Genomic DNA, 14941 nt, shown 5'->3' with positions numbered 1-14941 from the left:
GTTTGGTTCGTTTCTCTAGCGATAGAGGCGTCACCAATAAAATAAGCTTCGAACTATTTTACTTAAAAAACTCATTCAACGCGGTGTTCTCGGTTTGTTTTGATTACTTTTTTACTTCAATATCCAGTTTTCAATGAACAATATTAGTAACCTAGTGGTTACTAATGGAGCCTAGCGGGATCGAACCGCTGACCTCCTGCGTGCAAAGCAGGCGCTCTCCCATCTGAGCTAAGGCCCCATGGCGCTATTAACTTGAGAGTAAACCTCTCAAAACTGAACAAAGTGTCGACGAATGTGTAAGTTTCCGTAATATTCCTTAGAAAGGAGGTGATCCAGCCGCACCTTCCGATACGGCTACCTTGTTACGACTTCACCCCAATCATCTATCCCACCTTAGGCGGCTGGCTCCACAAGGGTTACCTCACCGACTTCGGGTGTTACAAACTTTCGTGGTGTGACGGGCGGTGTGTACAAGGCCCGGGAACGTATTCACCGCGGCGTGCTGATCCGCGATTACTAGCGATTCCGGCTTCATGTAGGCGAGTTGCAGCCTACAATCCGAACTGAGAGAAGCTTTAAGAGATTTGCATGACCTCGCGGCCTAGCGACTCGTTGTACTTCCCATTGTAGCACGTGTGTAGCCCAGGTCATAAGGGGCATGATGATTTGACGTCATCCCCACCTTCCTCCGGTTTGTCACCGGCAGTCTCGCTAGAGTGCCCAACTGAATGATGGCAACTAACAATAAGGGTTGCGCTCGTTGCGGGACTTAACCCAACATCTCACGACACGAGCTGACGACAACCATGCACCACCTGTCACTTTGTCCCCGAAGGGAAAGCTCTATCTCTAGAGTGGTCAAAGGATGTCAAGACCTGGTAAGGTTCTTCGCGTTGCTTCGAATTAAACCACATGCTCCACCGCTTGTGCGGGCCCCCGTCAATTCCTTTGAGTTTCAACCTTGCGGTCGTACTCCCCAGGCGGAGTGCTTAATGCGTTAGCTGCAAGCACTGAAGGGCGGAAACCCTCCAACACTTAGCACTCATCGTTTACGGCGTGGACTACCAGGGTATCTAATCCTGTTTGCTCCCCACGCTTTCGAGCCTCAGCGTCAGTTACAGACCAGAGAGTCGCCTTCGCCACTGGTGTTCCTCCATATATCTACGCATTTCACCGCTACACATGGAATTCCACTCTCCTCTTCTGCACTCAAGTCTCCCAGTTTCCAATGACCCTCCCCGGTTGAGCCGGGGGCTTTCACATCAGACTTAAGAAACCGCCTGCGCTCGCTTTACGCCCAATAAATCCGGACAACGCTTGCCACCTACGTATTACCGCGGCTGCTGGCACGTAGTTAGCCGTGGCTTTCTGGTTAGATACCGTCAAGGTAAGAGCAGTTACTCTCCTACTTGTTCTTCTCTAACAACAGAGTTTTACGATCCGAAAACCTTCTTCACTCACGCGGCGTTGCTCGGTCAGACTTTCGTCCATTGCCGAAGATTCCCTACTGCTGCCTCCCGTAGGAGTCTGGGCCGTGTCTCAGTCCCAGTGTGGCCGATCACCCTCTCAGGTCGGCTATGCATCATGGCCTTGGTGAGCCGTTACCTCACCAACTAGCTAATGCACCGCGGGTCCATCCATCAGTGACACCCGAAAGCGCCTTTCAAATCAACACCATGCGGTGTCGATTATTATGCGGTATTAGCACCTGTTTCCAAGTGTTATCCCCCTCTGATGGGTAGGTTACCCACGTGTTACTCACCCGTCCGCCACTCCTCTTTTCAAATGAGTGCAAGCACTCGGTAGAAAAGAAGCGTTCGACTTGCATGTATTAGGCACGCCGCCAGCGTTCGTCCTGAGCCAGGATCAAACTCTCATAATAAAAGTTGAACACAATCCGAAGATTGTTAAGCTCATTTGTTTGCTAGCATATTGCTTCGCTTTGTTAAAAATTGTTGTTTGTTTTTACCGTTGTAAAAACAACCTACACATTTGGTTCGTCTTACTTTGTTCAGTTTTCAAAGGTCTACTGTGTTACCTCGCAGCAACTTTTATATCATACCAAATCTTCGATTTGATGTCAATACTTTTTTTTAAAAAGTTTCAAAGTTTTTTTCTGCTTGATGTTATCGGATGTTTCATGACAACTTCATTAGTTTACCAGGTTGTTTGTTATTTGTCAACAACTTTCTTCCTGATTTTTCGAGTTTTTTTAAAACTTGAAATGTTATTCTATTATTGCCGTTCAGCATAATTCGTCAGTGCCTTGCGACAAGATATAATATAACAAGTTTTTCTTTATTGGTCAACCATTTTTTGAAAAAATTTAAAAAGTTTTTTATCTTAACTTCTCACCATCTCTTGTATTTTCGCTTTTCTGACTCAAAACAGTTTCAATATTAGTTTTTTAAAAAAAATAGCAATGAATCCCGATCGTTCTTTATAATTTATATGAAAATAGTTCGAATTCATTTTCATTAGAATCTTTTGAGCTACCAATGTTAACAAATCCGTTTCCTTGATAAAACTGGATTAACTTCTGATTGCTACCTAAACAATCTAAACGTAACTCAGATACTTCATCAAGAAACTTTCGTTTTAAAGCACTTAACAATTCTTCTCCATATGCTTTTCCTCTGTATATAGGACGAATGATGACGCGATGTATGTAGCATGCGGATTGGTGAAAGCCGAAATCTTTCCAAAGTAATTTATCCCATTCAGTCGGAGTTTTCCATGCAGCTGCCATTCCTATTAGTTGATTCTTACTATTATAGAAGAAATAAACTTCACCTTTAGCAACAGCTTCTTCTAATCCGTGTTTATCTTCGCCTTGTAAAACATCTGACCATTGATTACTCCCTTGTTCTTTCAACCATTCGGCACTCTCTTTTAATACAGACATAGCAATTTGCGTTTCTTCTATTGTTACTTGTTTTAATTTCATGGCGATTTCCTCCGAAAAAAAATGCATTAAAAGAAAACGGAACAAAACTAGATTATAGCTTTGTCCCGTCTTATGTTTCTGTGATAAGAGTTGTACAGTAGTATCCTTCTCTTATTCTTTATGTACCTATTTAGTTTTAAAACATCGGGACTCCTTCAATTTCATAAGAAGCTAATAAAGTTTTTAATTTAGATGGTTTTTCCCATGCATATCTATTATCAATAGTTGGGACTACATGATCTTCATTCATTTCAAATACAAACAAAGGCATATTTTCAGCATCTGTATGAGCATTTGTTAACTCGACTAAATTAATTGAAGTAACATCTAGTTGAATTTCTTCTTTGAAAACTTGTAACATACTTGCTAAACCCGTCATATCCTCAGAAACTTTTGTTGTAACAAACGCCATTGACTCACCCACTGGATGAACAAGAAATTTTTTCGAACCATCATTTAGATTCAGCATAATAGTACCAGCGACTTTTTTGTTAGACAAAACATCCACCTCAATTAATTTTTGTTTTCAGAAACTAGGAAAATTGTACCATATTTTCTGAAAAAAAACAGATTTATTTCTCAAGTAGTGCATTCATCGCCTCGTTCCTCCAGATAGGAAGCTCATGTTCTAAGGTTTCAAAGCCGATTTTCTTATTTTTATTCGTGAAATATTTTTTACGTCGATGATTTGGTTGCTGTATTTGAGTCTCTAACGTTCTTAAAGATAAGCTGATTTTTTTTGAGTATTCGTCTATATCAATCACTTGAACTTTGACCTTTTGTCCGACAGTTAATAAACTATGAATATTTTTGGTAAAACCTGCCTGCACTTCTGATACATGTATCAACCCTTGGACCGTATCATTTAATGAAACAAACGCACCATATGGTTGTAGACCGGTTATTGTCCCGTCAAGAATCATTCCTATTTTGTATTCCATATTATTATCCTCTTTTCGTTATTGCCACAAAAATAATTTTCTCATTTCAAATGATATCATGTTCCATTAAATAGTGCATGAATTTATTTCTACCATTATTAATTCTTTTTGTTCATATTTCGTTGAAACTCCATTATACTATAGTTAAGTCTCGTTTAACGAAAAATATTTTGATCTAGAAAGGAAGAATTGAATGGTAGAATTTGATACAGTCTATGAACGCCGTAACACAAATTGTTCTAAGTGGGATTCCATTAAAGATACTTATGGAGAAGATGGCTTGTTACCATTATGGATAGCTGATATGGATTTCAAAGCCAATCAGCCTGTTCTAGACGCTATAAATCGAACAGTAGAACAAGGAATTTTGGGTTACTCTCCAGCTCCTGATTCATTGTACGAAGCAATTCAACGTTGGCAGAAGCGACATCACAATTATACCGTTAGCAAAGAAGCGATCCTATTTAACAGCGGTGTCGTGCCAAGTCTCTCTTTGGCTATTCAAGCTTACACTGAACCTGGCGATGCTATTATGATTCACGATCCAGTTTATCCTCCGTTTGCCAAAGTTGTTGAACAAAATGATCGAAAGCTAGTCCGTAGTCAATTATTAATAGATCAAGAACACTTTATTATGGATCTAGAAGAGATGGAAAAATACTTCGTTGCTGAAAACGTTCGACTATTCATCCTCTGCAACCCTCACAATCCAGGCGGACGTGTTTGGACAAAAGGTGAGCTTGAAGCTTTTGGTACATTATGCGCAAAATATGATGTGCTCGTTGTTAGCGATGAGATTCATCAAGATTTGATTTTTGCTCCGCATGTATTTACAACATTCACAAATGTTCACTCGACATTCAAAGATTTTTCGATTACTTTGACTGCAGCAACAAAAACCTTCAACTTAGCTGGTATTAAAAACTCCATGATCTTCATCGAAAATCCTGATTTGCGAAAACAATTCGTTGAAGCACAGGAACGTAATTTTCAGAACGAAATTAATATTTTCGGTTACGTAGGAACAGAGGCTGCTTATGAACACGGTGATGATTGGTTAGATGAATTACTTGGTTATCTAAAAGAAAACATTGATATGGTTACCAATTTCTTAAAAGCTGAACTTCCTAGCGTCAAAATGATGCATCCAGAAGGTACTTACTTGATTTGGTTAGATTTTTCCGCTTTTGGTTTGACCGATGCACAACTGCAAAATCAACTCGTCCATAAAGGAAAAGTTGTTTTGAATCCTGGAATTACCTTTGGTCCTAAAGGGACGCAACACATGCGCTTAAATGTGGCCTGTCCAAAAGAAACACTGTCAGAAGGCTTACGGAGAATCAAACACTCTTTTGAATAATAAAAAAGTGAAACCAGAACCTTAATGCGTTCTAGTTTCACTTTTTTTACATCGTTGCTGTTTATTCGCTAATTTCTACTTTATCGATGACTACATCAAATGTTGGACGATCTTGAGAGTCTCTTTGTACCCCACCGATTTCATCGACTACATCCATACCTTCTACAACATGACCAAAGACTGTGTGACGGAAATCTAACCATGGTGTTCCACCTTTTTTGTAGGCTTCAATTACTTCTGTTGGGAATCCGGCACCTTCTAGTTGCCCCATCATATTTGCTGGAACATTTTGATTGTTTACGATAAAAAATTGGCTACCGTTAGTATTTGGACCAGCATTTGCCATTGATAGTGCACCACGTAAATTGAATACATCTTTAGAAAATTCATCTTCGAATTTTTCGCCATAAATACTTTCGCCGCCCATACCTGTTCCGGTAGGATCGCCACCTTGGATCATGAAATCAGGAATAACACGGTGAAAAATCACCCCATCATAATAGCCCTTTTTCGCTAGTTGAACAAAGTTTTCAACTGTTTTTGGTGCTTGTTCTGGGAAAAGCTGAACAGTAATGTCTCCGCGGTTGGTTTTTATCACGGCTTTAGGGCCTTTTGCATTTGCTAAATCTAATTGTGGAAATTCTGACATCGTTATTTCCTCCTCGTTATTTTTTACTTACTTATAATATCATAAACAACTTCACTTGAAAATTCCATTATCTTTGCTATTCTTTTAAGAGAAGCTTTTTTTCACAAACTCTTACTTGCTTTTTTCTGTTACAAGTGATATTTTGTGAAAAACGATATACTACATTGTTGCTTTCATTTATATAGATGAAAACTTTTTTATTATAGAAATTGGAGGAAATTTTGATGTCTGATTCAAAAAATATATATGATCTAACGATTGTTGGCGCTGGTCCTGTCGGTCTTTTTGCCGCTTTTTATGCTGGTATCCGCAAAGCAAAAACTAAAATCATTGATAGTTTGCCTCAACTTGGTGGACAACTTTCTACGCTTTACCCCGAAAAATATATTTATGATGTTCCCGGTTTTCCCGCAATCAAAGCCAGCGAACTGATTGGAAATTTAGAAAAACAAATCGCTCCATTTGCCCATGAGACTTGTTTAGAAGAAGAAGTGCGAAATTTGGTTCAAGAAGATGGCTACTTACGCATTGAAACATCAAAAGGTGTTCACTATTCTAAAGCTGTTATTTTCGCTATCGGAAATGGGTCCTTCCAACCTCGACGTCTCATGATCGATGGTGCAGCAGAACTTGAAGGAAATCATGTTCATTATTATGTGACAGATATGAACAAATTCTCTGGTAAAAAGGTTGCTATAGCTGGTGGTGGTGATTCTGCTATTGATTGGGCCTTGATGTTAGAGCCTGTTGCAAAAGAAGTATCGATCATCCATCGCCGTCCTGAATTTCGTGGTCATGAACACAGTGTAGAGAATTTGAAAAATTCTAAAGTATCTATTTATACGCCTTATGTTATTGACCAACTTTTAGTAGAGAATAACGCATTCAAAGGTATTCAATTGAAAGAAACAAAAGCAGATAATTTTGAAAAGCTAGACTTAGATTCTTTGATCATCAACTACGGTTTTACGTCATCATTGGGGCATTTAAAAGACTGGGGTTTAGATGTTAGCCGAAACGCTATTGAAGTCAACTCAGATATGTCGACAAATATTCCTGGTGTTTACGCTGTTGGTGATATTTGTAACTATGATGGCAAAGTAAAACTGATAGCAACAGGTTTTGGTGAAGCTCCCACTGCTGTCAATAATGCATTGCACTTTATTAAACCCAACACAAGAACTCAGCCAATGCATAGTACTAGTTTATTTGAAGGAAAAGAAGCAAACATGCTTTAATAAAAAATAAAACGCGCCTTTTAAAGGAGCGTTTTATTTTTTATCCCATTTCTTCTTGCCATTGCACAATCGCTTTTTTTATATTTTCAACCAGTTCTTCTGGTGTTGCACCCGTAATTCGTTCTCCTTCAAATAAAACAAAGAATGTTTGAGCACAAAGAACACATTCATTCATGCAAGAATAAGAAATTACATCACCATTTTCTTCAATAAATGGATCATTCATTAACAGCTCTGCACCTTTAGCTAAATTTTGTTCACAACATTCTATTAGAGGGTTCATTGATTTTCTCCTTGCAATTTTCTCTGTAGATAGTATACCATTGATGTATTATAAGTTTAAAAATGATGCATCGGAGGTTTTTATTTTGGTCATAAAAGGTGAAACATTAGAACAAAAGGCGCGTCAATTATTGAAAGAACGCGGTGTCGAGATGGAAGATTTGGCGGAATTGGTTTTATTTTTACAAAAACCTTATATAGAAGATCTTGATGTAGCAACTTGTATTGAACATATTGATAGTGTGTTATCAAAACGCGAAGTGCATAACACGATCATCACTGGTATTCAATTAGATATTTTAGCTGAAGAAAAGAAATTACTTCATCCTTTACAAGAAATTTTAGAAGAAGATGAAGGTCTATACGGTATTGATGAAATTTTAGCACTTTCAATCGTTAATGTTTATGGTTCGATCGGTTTTACAAATTATGGCTACATCGACAAAGTAAAGCCTGGTATTTTAGCTAAGTTAAATTCTCATGAAGGACCGCAAGTCCATACTTTTTTAGATGATATTGTTGGCGCAATTGCGGCAGCCGCAGCTAGTCGATTAGCTCACTCTCAGCCAGATAAAAGTAGTATCACACAATAATTATTCGTAAATAGAGTAAGGGTAGAAAATTATTGATATCTAAGTTTTAGGTACATAAATAAAATTTTCTGCTCTTTTTTATATTTTTTACAGCTTTTCAATTGCTTCGTTAGTAAGATGTCCATTATAATAAGTTTAAAGTATGCAACATATTATATACTTATGTTTAAAGATACCACTATAGGCTAAAAGAGTTTCTTCTGATTTTAAATGAGCACATTTTTTCAGTCGTTGATTTTCTTCCCCAATAGATAAATCAAAAGCCTATAGTGGTAAACTTTATTCAACATCCCCTAGAGATTAAATCGTACTTATTTAAATTATAGTTGTACGATCAACAAGGATATTAAAAACAATAGATAGAAGTAAAAAAATAAAAAAACGGTATCAGAATTCCTTCCAATACCGTTGTATCGTTCAATAAGTAAACGCTGGCATGTTCATCATCTCGTGTATTTTTAGGGGTAGATATTTTCCTAAAAATTGAGTACAATGAATCATGTCAGTGCTTTTGCATTGACGAGGGCAACTTGATCGGTCAGTGTCTGCTGACTTTTCAGGGCTTCGTAGTTTGGCGGCCACCAAACTGTGAAGTGCCTTTTTTATTTTATTATTTCACTTCTATCATGTACTCATTGTACAAGATGAGTGAATGTTTCGTCAATGATGATTCTGCTTATTTTTCCCTTGAAAAACAATCGTTCTTAAAAAAATAATAGGGCCAAGGCTTTCCTCATTATTTTTTGATTAGTAGAAATTCTTATTAACCGATTAATACTTCGCTTATATTCATTTGAACTTAGTTATCCTAATTATTGATTTGTCGATACAGCCATTTTTAGTGCTTGCACAGCATCAAAGTGTTGGATCGTATAGACGATTGTCCCTTTTTGCCAAACAACTGAATTGTTCTGGTAGCTATCGCTAACGCTAGCTGTTAAAGAAATCTGTCCAACATTTCGAGGTGCTGGAAGCATCGCTGTTTCTAAATATGCAACGGCTTCTTTCGCTAAAGGTTCACCAACTTCTCCTCCAATATTGGAAGCTCTGACAACCATACTCCAATTGCCTTCTTGCCACGATAGAAAAGTAGAGCCTGCCGCACCTTGTTGATAGCCTTTGATTCCATAGCCAAGATCAATTGGATTTCCCCCATTATCAATAATTTGATTAACAGCGGCGGCGGCTTCTGCATCTGATCCATAAGATTTTTTCTCGAATGATGCAATGGGTTGCAACTCATTGACCGCTAGATCATTCACTGCAATTGCATTAGCTTCAGCATAATACAATACTCTAAAGTTTCCTTGATCAGCGGTACTTGTCGTTGCGGCAGTTAAATACTCTGCTGTTTGACTTGTTAATATAGCTTGCGGCAATGAATTGTTTGGAAACTCTTGATTAAGTTGCCCTAAAACCGCCTCTGCTTGTTTTTCCGGTGTGTTATTTTCTGATTTTGCAGGCGCTTTACTTTCATTCGCTTCAGAAGTGTTCGCAGAAGAAGATGACTTTTGGGTTGTACTAGATTTTTCGGTGTTTTTACTCGTCGCTGTAGTTGTTTGACTTGTTTTTTCAGTACTTTTAGCTGTCGTTGAATGTTCGGTTGTTTGCCCTTTTCCTCCACAAGCAGCTAGAGATACACCTGCTAGTAATATAAATGAATAGATGAATTTATTTCTCATTTTTTTCCCCTCCTAAAGGTTCCTTTTCTTTAGTTTATCATTAAATAGTAGAATACTCACTTCATAAAGATTATTATGAGTAAGATGGATATTCGGACGATACAATAGCAAAAAAAAGAATGCATATTCCATCTTCTAAACGTCCGAAGCCGCTGAAGGAATACCATTCTCGTGGGATTTGAACCTATAACCTACTAATTCTAAACTATATGCACAATAGTTTAGAACGAGTTTTATCCTCTTTAATAAAATCAGTCTAAAATGTATAGCCAATTATATCTATTAAGTTATTGGACTAATCGCTATAACTACATCCTCTTTACCTGATTTTTTAAAGAATGAGATGATTGTGTCTGCTTCCAACGTCTTTACAACGTCCGTTGCATCATCAAATACAAAACCATCTAAAACGTTATTAATAAATCCTGTTGTTTCATTAATATCCTGTATTTGACAAAAAACTTTACCTTCACCTACAATTTCCAATTTGTATTCGCCATTTATTGAATCTGGAATAAAAAAATGACCATAAGTATTTTTTAGACGAATACTTCTATCTTCTTCTATAGGTAAATATTTTTCTTTTGAAGGCGTTAAATGAACTGAACTGTTTTTGGGTGTTTGAACTTTGTTCGTATTATAGAATGCTTGATTATTTATAACATCCTTTCGATTTAAATGTTCATTCCCTAAAAAGAACTCTTTGCTGCTAATCTCAGATACATCATAAAATCCTGAAGATAACTTCTCAGAATCCGACAAAACTGTATACGTTCTATTCCTCTGTAGAACCACTCTTTTTGCTGGATTTTTTTCATATGTGAAAATATCGGATGAACTGTTATTATTGTATAGCCTTCTCCCAACCAAAATAATCAAACATGCACATACAATAAATAAAAACATTTTTCTCATGAAACAATACTCCCATCTTTAATCACAACAATAGTATCGCATGATTCTTCTATATCTTTTTTATTATGACTCGCGATAACAATGATTCTGCCACTCGTTTTCAGTTCGTCTATAAGTTGATAAAATTTGTCAATTGCGTCATCATCCAGACCATTCGTTGGTTCATCTAACAATAATACTTTTGGGTTTTCAAATATAGCCTGAGCAATGATCAATTTTTGTCTCATACCTAATGAATATTTTTTTACAGGTCTTCGATCATTGGGATCCAGTCCCACCTTAGTTAAAGCCAGATCTATATCTTTTTTATTGGCAATTTTGTTAATTTCGGAAAGAAGTTTTAAATTATTGACTCCACTGATAGATGGTTCCAGACCTTCATGTTCAATAATCAAACCTAAGCTTGGCAAAAAATCGAAATCTTTCCCTAAGATCTGATCATTATAGGTAATCGTGCCTTCTTGAACGCGAATCAATCCTGAAATTGCACGTAATAACATTGTTTTTCCAGAACCATTTTGTCCAATCAAACCGTAAACATGGCCTTCCTCGAAAGTAAGACTTACGTTTTTTAATACAGAATACTTCTTTATTTTTTTTGAAATACGATCCACAACTAACATTTCTATTCCTCACAAATAATTTATTTTTTTTGCTGCGACATAATGAGCTACTATGAATATACTTATTAATAAAATAGCCCAATAAAAAAAGGAAAAGCTTTCTCTCCCAACTCTAGTTAGGTAAAAAGGAAATTTTAGTACCCCTCCCACTATAGGTATAGTTGAAAATACGTTGGAAAAAACGACTGCTCCCAGAATGTATGCATTCACTAGTAATAAGGTAAAGTAAAGATTTCTACTAACAAAAAGAATCAATGTAGAAAATAACCCTATCGTAACTATTACTATGAATTGACTTAAATATTCGCCTGTAATGATCAAATTGGGCGTTACTGTTTTTCTAATAGCAATAACCAGAACTATAGTACTTATATTAAGAATTAAATGAATAAAAACTCTTTGTAAATAATCGTTCATCACTTGTTTACGATGCTTATATCTAACTAAAGAATAGCTAGTAAACGTTTGATTTATTATACGAAAACACGAAAGTATCAACCCTGTATACATATAACTATAGAGCAAAAACCATGACAAAAGTTCTTTTAATGAATAGTTCTCAGACAAACCAACAATTAATGAAAAATCATTTGCTTTCTGATAATTAAAATCGCCATCAAAAAAAAGAAATAATAGCAATAAAACAATTCTTTCAACATACTTCATAAAAAATCCTTTCTGGTAAATAGCTCATAATTCAGAATACATTGAGCTAATGGAATGGTTATTAATATCGGCAGATATATAACACTATTGGTCTCAACATTTAATACATAATAAATATAACTCAAATTAAAGAATGAAAAGTAATCTTTAAAAAGAAAATAGCTGCCCATTATTAAAGATACTGATAAAAAGCTATTCATGAACTTCCTGTTGCTTCCGTTTATGAGTTCAATCAACATATAAAATTGAACCGAAATAATAGACATAAGAAAAAAAATCAACGTTTGCTTTGTATATTCAGATAACACAATTCGGTCAGGAAATATAAAAAATACTGGTAGACCTATTAAAAAATAGACTATTACGAATTTGCTGATTTCAAGAAGTATTCTAAGGCACTTACAGAAATATAGACGCTTTTTTGTCATCCTTACATCTTTATAAACAATATTATCTGGTACAAAAACAGCCAAAGAAAAAAGCAACAACGGTATCAAAAAAAGAATGAAAAGTGAGAGATCGTAATAAGAAAAGTAGTTTGTCATCTGTTCCAAAACATTATTTTTATCACTTATTTTGGTCAAAAATTGAGTACTGTACAACATAAGTAGAATAATAACTTGAATCCCCGTTCCCGTTAAACTTTTTTTATACAAAATCATATTGTAACCACCATTTTTTTTGAATAACCAGGCAGACCGTCAGTAATAATACACTTGAGATAAAGTACAACATTTTTGATGCAATAGAATATTCTGTAAATGGTTGAAAAAGAATCATGATAGACGGGGTAATACTAATTAGCAGATACCAAAGACTAATAACAATAAAAACTGTATAGTAAAACGATTTAGTAAAAATATTAATTGTGGCAATCATGACACTCATACATCCAGCCGTCAAAGCAACCATAGTTATATGTAGAATGTTCGACAGTTCTGGGTGGCTAAGCTCCCAAAGAATGGAATCATAAAAAAATCGTTGAAAGTCCACTAGCTTTACGGATTGTTCAATCATAAAAGGAACGGTTGTTTCTTTTCTAAAAATGACTGTTACAAATACGTAATTAAGTATCATTGGTATAAATATCAAACTAAATCCATAAAGAAAATTGACTTGATTATATACTTTCCAATAATATTTACGATTAGTTCTTCCTATTACAGATAATACATTTCCAGAATTAACATCCGCAAGCACCCATGCACTGGTACCGAATATTAGGTATATAGGCAATAACCACAATACTAACATTTGAGCATAGTGACCTTCCGAATTCCCAGCCAAAAACGTGGAGTAATTCGGGTCATATCCACCAAATGATTGATACAATAAAAATGGATCGAGTAACACTAACGAAAAAAAGAATAGGAAGATAAAGCAACTTCGTTTATCGCTAAGTAGACGTTTATAAAAATAACTCATTTTTTAGCTCCTTTACAAAAATATAGTAGAGCTTATGCTCTACTATAGAATAATCTTAACTATTTTATGGACGATGTAATAGTTGTCTGCCAGAGATAATATAAGCAGTCTCTTCATCCCATTTACCGTAACAAGGGTAACTTGCATTGTTGTAATTATTATTTTCTGCTGTTAACCTTACTCTCTGTTTACTCGCTGATGAATAAGCCGAATTGAAAGATTTAGCCCCTCCAGCTTGCACATTGTATGCCTTAGAGACATTTTCACCATTTGATTTCTCCAACCAAAAACGGGTATAAGTCATCCATCCCTCACCAGAAGAAGTTAATTGAGTAAACCAAGCTCTATCCCGATCAGTCGTTTGTCGATAACGTGTTTCTGTGTATGAATTTTTTTGCTTTGGTTTAATTGTAAAAGAAAAATCAATATAGTTTGTCTGGTAAGCAGCATAAGCTTTTGCTGTAAATCCCAATGAAATTATCACTAACAGACAAGACATTAACCTTAGTATCTTTTTTTCATTTTTCATCCCACTAAAATTATTGAATTCCAATAAAATCCAAAGAATTATCATAACATCAAATATAAAAATAGTCAACTTAGTCATTCATTTTGTTTTAAAGGTTGGTTTATTGAAAATACAAACCCTCCATAAAGTAACTATTTTAAAAACTCTTAAATATTTGCCAACTCCATCAGAACATTTTTTATATTATTCTTTGTAAAAACTACTTTATTTTTTAATGGAAAGATTAACTCTTAATCATGCATAAACCAAATGGTGACACTTCCAACTTATTCATACTATTCATCCTTGTAATGCTCGATTCTAATTTAGAGAGTGCAGTGTCTTTTTATTTAGTTTTATTCAGCTTATTTTCAAAAAATTTTCTAACATTTTTTTACTGGGGAACTAGCACTTTCTAGTAGGTTTTGTGCTTTCATTTTTAAGATATCATTTGAACTTATTAGGCTCTTATATTCTTCTGAATCAAATGACCTCAGTGAATCTAGTGAATACTAAATGACAGCATCACTATCATTCCTTAAACTTAAAAGGAATATAAAACCATTCATTCCTGCATCTTCATCAATACAGTAAGCTACTCGTATTTTCCATAAGTCACTATTAGCATCAATATTTTTATACATTTCCTCCCAATCACTTTGAGTAAAATTATTCAATAATTCTTGTGCTTGCATAAAAGCATAGTCATATCAAAAGTCTTCTGATGAATCTTCGTTAATAAAATCTAGCAAATAGCTATCCAATTTTTCAAACATCATTTGCACTATCCTTTCTAAATCTATTTTATCGGGTCAAATCGTGGAGTGGGTTTTCCCCCAACAGGATAGTCAGAAATTATTTCGTTCCCTTTATTCATTACATCAATTTCTACTCCGTTAATTTTCCCTTTGTGAAGTATTAATCCATCGCTTCTCCGTTGTCCAATAGAATTGGAATTACTAACTTCATGAATAGAGTAAATAATATTTTTATCTGACTAGCCATTGGGAAACATTGTGCTTGTTTTTATTTTTGAAATATTTCCATCTGGATTTACTTTTATAATTTCCGTGGCAAAATTTGGATTATCATCATTGATATTGGGTGAGTGT

Annotated in this window: 15 protein-coding genes, 1 tRNA gene and 1 rRNA gene; 3 read left to right on the top strand and 14 right to left on the bottom strand. The window is 35.5% G+C overall.

The window, feature by feature from the left end; translation table 11 throughout:
- Positions 1-165 precede the first annotated feature (165 nt).
- The 5 genes from AC1PU0_RS03735 to AC1PU0_RS03715 all read right to left on the bottom strand — a co-directional run bounded on the left by AC1PU0_RS03735 (position 166) and on the right by AC1PU0_RS03715 (position 3888).
- Positions 166-238, bottom strand: a tRNA-Ala gene (locus tag AC1PU0_RS03735).
- 82 nt (positions 239-320) lie between these two features.
- Positions 321-1882 (bottom strand): 16S ribosomal RNA (locus tag AC1PU0_RS03730).
- 558 nt (positions 1883-2440) lie between these two features.
- Positions 2441-2947 (bottom strand): GNAT family N-acetyltransferase, encoded by a 507-nt coding sequence (locus AC1PU0_RS03725; protein ID WP_206850748.1) that lies wholly within the window; start codon positions 2945-2947, stop codon positions 2441-2443.
- A 136-nt stretch (positions 2948-3083) separates the two neighbouring features.
- Positions 3084-3455, bottom strand: coding sequence for a hypothetical protein (locus AC1PU0_RS03720; protein WP_181429481.1), 372 nt, complete (start codon positions 3453-3455; stop codon positions 3084-3086).
- Between the two features lie 64 nt (positions 3456-3519).
- Positions 3520-3888 (bottom strand): CvfD/Ygs/GSP13 family RNA-binding post-transcriptional regulator, encoded by a 369-nt coding sequence (locus AC1PU0_RS03715; RefSeq protein WP_069653724.1) that lies wholly within the window; start codon positions 3886-3888, stop codon positions 3520-3522.
- 193 nt (positions 3889-4081) lie between these two features.
- Between AC1PU0_RS03715 and AC1PU0_RS03710 the strand changes: the two genes are divergently transcribed.
- On the top strand, positions 4082-5248 hold the full coding sequence (locus AC1PU0_RS03710; protein WP_479998738.1) for a MalY/PatB family protein: 1167 nt from the start codon (positions 4082-4084) through the stop codon (positions 5246-5248).
- A 61-nt stretch (positions 5249-5309) separates the two neighbouring features.
- Here the strand turns inward: AC1PU0_RS03710 and AC1PU0_RS03705 are convergent, their stop codons facing one another.
- Positions 5310-5897, bottom strand: coding sequence for a peptidylprolyl isomerase (locus AC1PU0_RS03705; protein ID WP_069653722.1), 588 nt, complete (start codon positions 5895-5897; stop codon positions 5310-5312).
- Positions 5898-6121: 224 nt separating this feature from the next.
- Here AC1PU0_RS03705 and AC1PU0_RS03700 point away from each other — a divergent pair, with 224 nt between their 5' ends.
- A complete protein-coding gene (locus AC1PU0_RS03700) occupies positions 6122-7135 on the top strand; it encodes an NAD(P)/FAD-dependent oxidoreductase (protein ID WP_206850741.1) in 1014 nt (337 codons plus the stop codon).
- Between the two features lie 40 nt (positions 7136-7175).
- Here AC1PU0_RS03700 and AC1PU0_RS03695 read toward each other — a convergent pair whose 3' ends face one another.
- Positions 7176-7418: a DUF1450 domain-containing protein gene (locus AC1PU0_RS03695; protein WP_069653720.1), complete on the bottom strand. Its 243-nt coding sequence runs from the start codon at positions 7416-7418 to the stop codon at positions 7176-7178.
- Positions 7419-7503: 85 nt separating this feature from the next.
- On the opposite strand from AC1PU0_RS03695, the gene AC1PU0_RS03690 reads away from it, so the two are divergent.
- A complete protein-coding gene (locus AC1PU0_RS03690; protein ID WP_069653719.1) occupies positions 7504-8010 on the top strand; it encodes a phosphatidylglycerophosphatase A family protein in 507 nt (168 codons plus the stop codon).
- Positions 8011-8822: 812 nt separating this feature from the next.
- On the opposite strand, the gene AC1PU0_RS03685 is transcribed toward AC1PU0_RS03690, so the two are convergent.
- The 7 genes from AC1PU0_RS03685 to AC1PU0_RS03655 all read right to left on the bottom strand — a co-directional run bounded on the left by AC1PU0_RS03685 (position 8823) and on the right by AC1PU0_RS03655 (position 14524).
- Positions 8823-9692, bottom strand: coding sequence for a hypothetical protein (locus AC1PU0_RS03685; protein ID WP_206850739.1), 870 nt, complete (start codon positions 9690-9692; stop codon positions 8823-8825).
- A gap of 282 nt (positions 9693-9974) precedes the next feature.
- On the bottom strand, positions 9975-10607 hold the full coding sequence (locus AC1PU0_RS03680; protein ID WP_069653717.1) for a hypothetical protein: 633 nt from the start codon (positions 10605-10607) through the stop codon (positions 9975-9977).
- Complete coding sequence (locus AC1PU0_RS03675) at positions 10604-11230, bottom strand: ABC transporter ATP-binding protein (protein WP_479998737.1); 627 nt, start codon at positions 11228-11230, stop codon at positions 10604-10606. Before AC1PU0_RS03675 ends, AC1PU0_RS03680 begins: the two co-directional genes overlap by 4 nt.
- A gap of 9 nt (positions 11231-11239) precedes the next feature.
- Entirely contained in the window at positions 11240-11896 is a 657-nt protein-coding gene (locus AC1PU0_RS03670) for a hypothetical protein (RefSeq protein WP_206850736.1), read from the bottom strand.
- Between the two features lie 648 nt (positions 11897-12544).
- Positions 12545-13321, bottom strand: a complete 777-nt coding sequence (locus AC1PU0_RS03665) for a hypothetical protein (RefSeq protein ID WP_111247943.1) — start codon at positions 13319-13321, stop codon at positions 12545-12547.
- A gap of 64 nt (positions 13322-13385) precedes the next feature.
- Positions 13386-13793 (bottom strand): DUF2712 domain-containing protein, encoded by a 408-nt coding sequence (locus AC1PU0_RS03660; RefSeq protein ID WP_430598109.1) that lies wholly within the window; start codon positions 13791-13793, stop codon positions 13386-13388.
- 548 nt (positions 13794-14341) lie between these two features.
- Positions 14342-14524 carry a hypothetical protein gene (locus tag AC1PU0_RS03655; RefSeq protein ID WP_258379399.1) on the bottom strand — a complete coding sequence of 61 codons (183 nt, stop codon included), beginning with the start codon at positions 14522-14524 and terminating at the stop codon, positions 14342-14344.
- Positions 14525-14941: the final 417 nt, after the last annotated feature.

Source organism: Enterococcus sp. XAF26B05_ASV22 (assembly GCF_056727285.1).
The sequence above is the reverse complement of the archived record's forward strand: the minus strand, read 5'-3'. Positions and strand labels throughout refer to the sequence as shown.

Coding starts and splice junctions, on each gene's coding strand:
- AC1PU0_RS03680 (WP_069653717.1), bottom strand. CDS start 10,607: ATGAGAAAAATGTTTTTATTTATTGTATGTGCATGTTTGATTATTTTG.
- AC1PU0_RS03665 (WP_111247943.1), bottom strand. CDS start 13,321: ATGAGTTATTTTTATAAACGTCTACTTAGCGATAAACGAAGTTGCTTT.
- AC1PU0_RS03655 (WP_258379399.1), bottom strand. CDS start 14,524: ATGCAAGCACAAGAATTATTGAATAATTTTACTCAAAGTGATTGGGAG.
- AC1PU0_RS03710 (WP_479998738.1), top strand. CDS start 4,082: ATGGTAGAATTTGATACAGTCTATGAACGCCGTAACACAAATTGTTCT.
- AC1PU0_RS03700 (WP_206850741.1), top strand. CDS start 6,122: ATGTCTGATTCAAAAAATATATATGATCTAACGATTGTTGGCGCTGGT.
- AC1PU0_RS03675 (WP_479998737.1), bottom strand. CDS start 11,230: ATGTTAGTTGTGGATCGTATTTCAAAAAAAATAAAGAAGTATTCTGTA.
- AC1PU0_RS03695 (WP_069653720.1), bottom strand. CDS start 7,418: ATGAACCCTCTAATAGAATGTTGTGAACAAAATTTAGCTAAAGGTGCA.
- AC1PU0_RS03715 (WP_069653724.1), bottom strand. CDS start 3,888: ATGGAATACAAAATAGGAATGATTCTTGACGGGACAATAACCGGTCTA.
- AC1PU0_RS03670 (WP_206850736.1), bottom strand. CDS start 11,896: ATGAAGTATGTTGAAAGAATTGTTTTATTGCTATTATTTCTTTTTTTT.
- AC1PU0_RS03685 (WP_206850739.1), bottom strand. CDS start 9,692: ATGAGAAATAAATTCATCTATTCATTTATATTACTAGCAGGTGTATCT.
- AC1PU0_RS03725 (WP_206850748.1), bottom strand. CDS start 2,947: ATGAAATTAAAACAAGTAACAATAGAAGAAACGCAAATTGCTATGTCT.
- AC1PU0_RS03705 (WP_069653722.1), bottom strand. CDS start 5,897: ATGTCAGAATTTCCACAATTAGATTTAGCAAATGCAAAAGGCCCTAAA.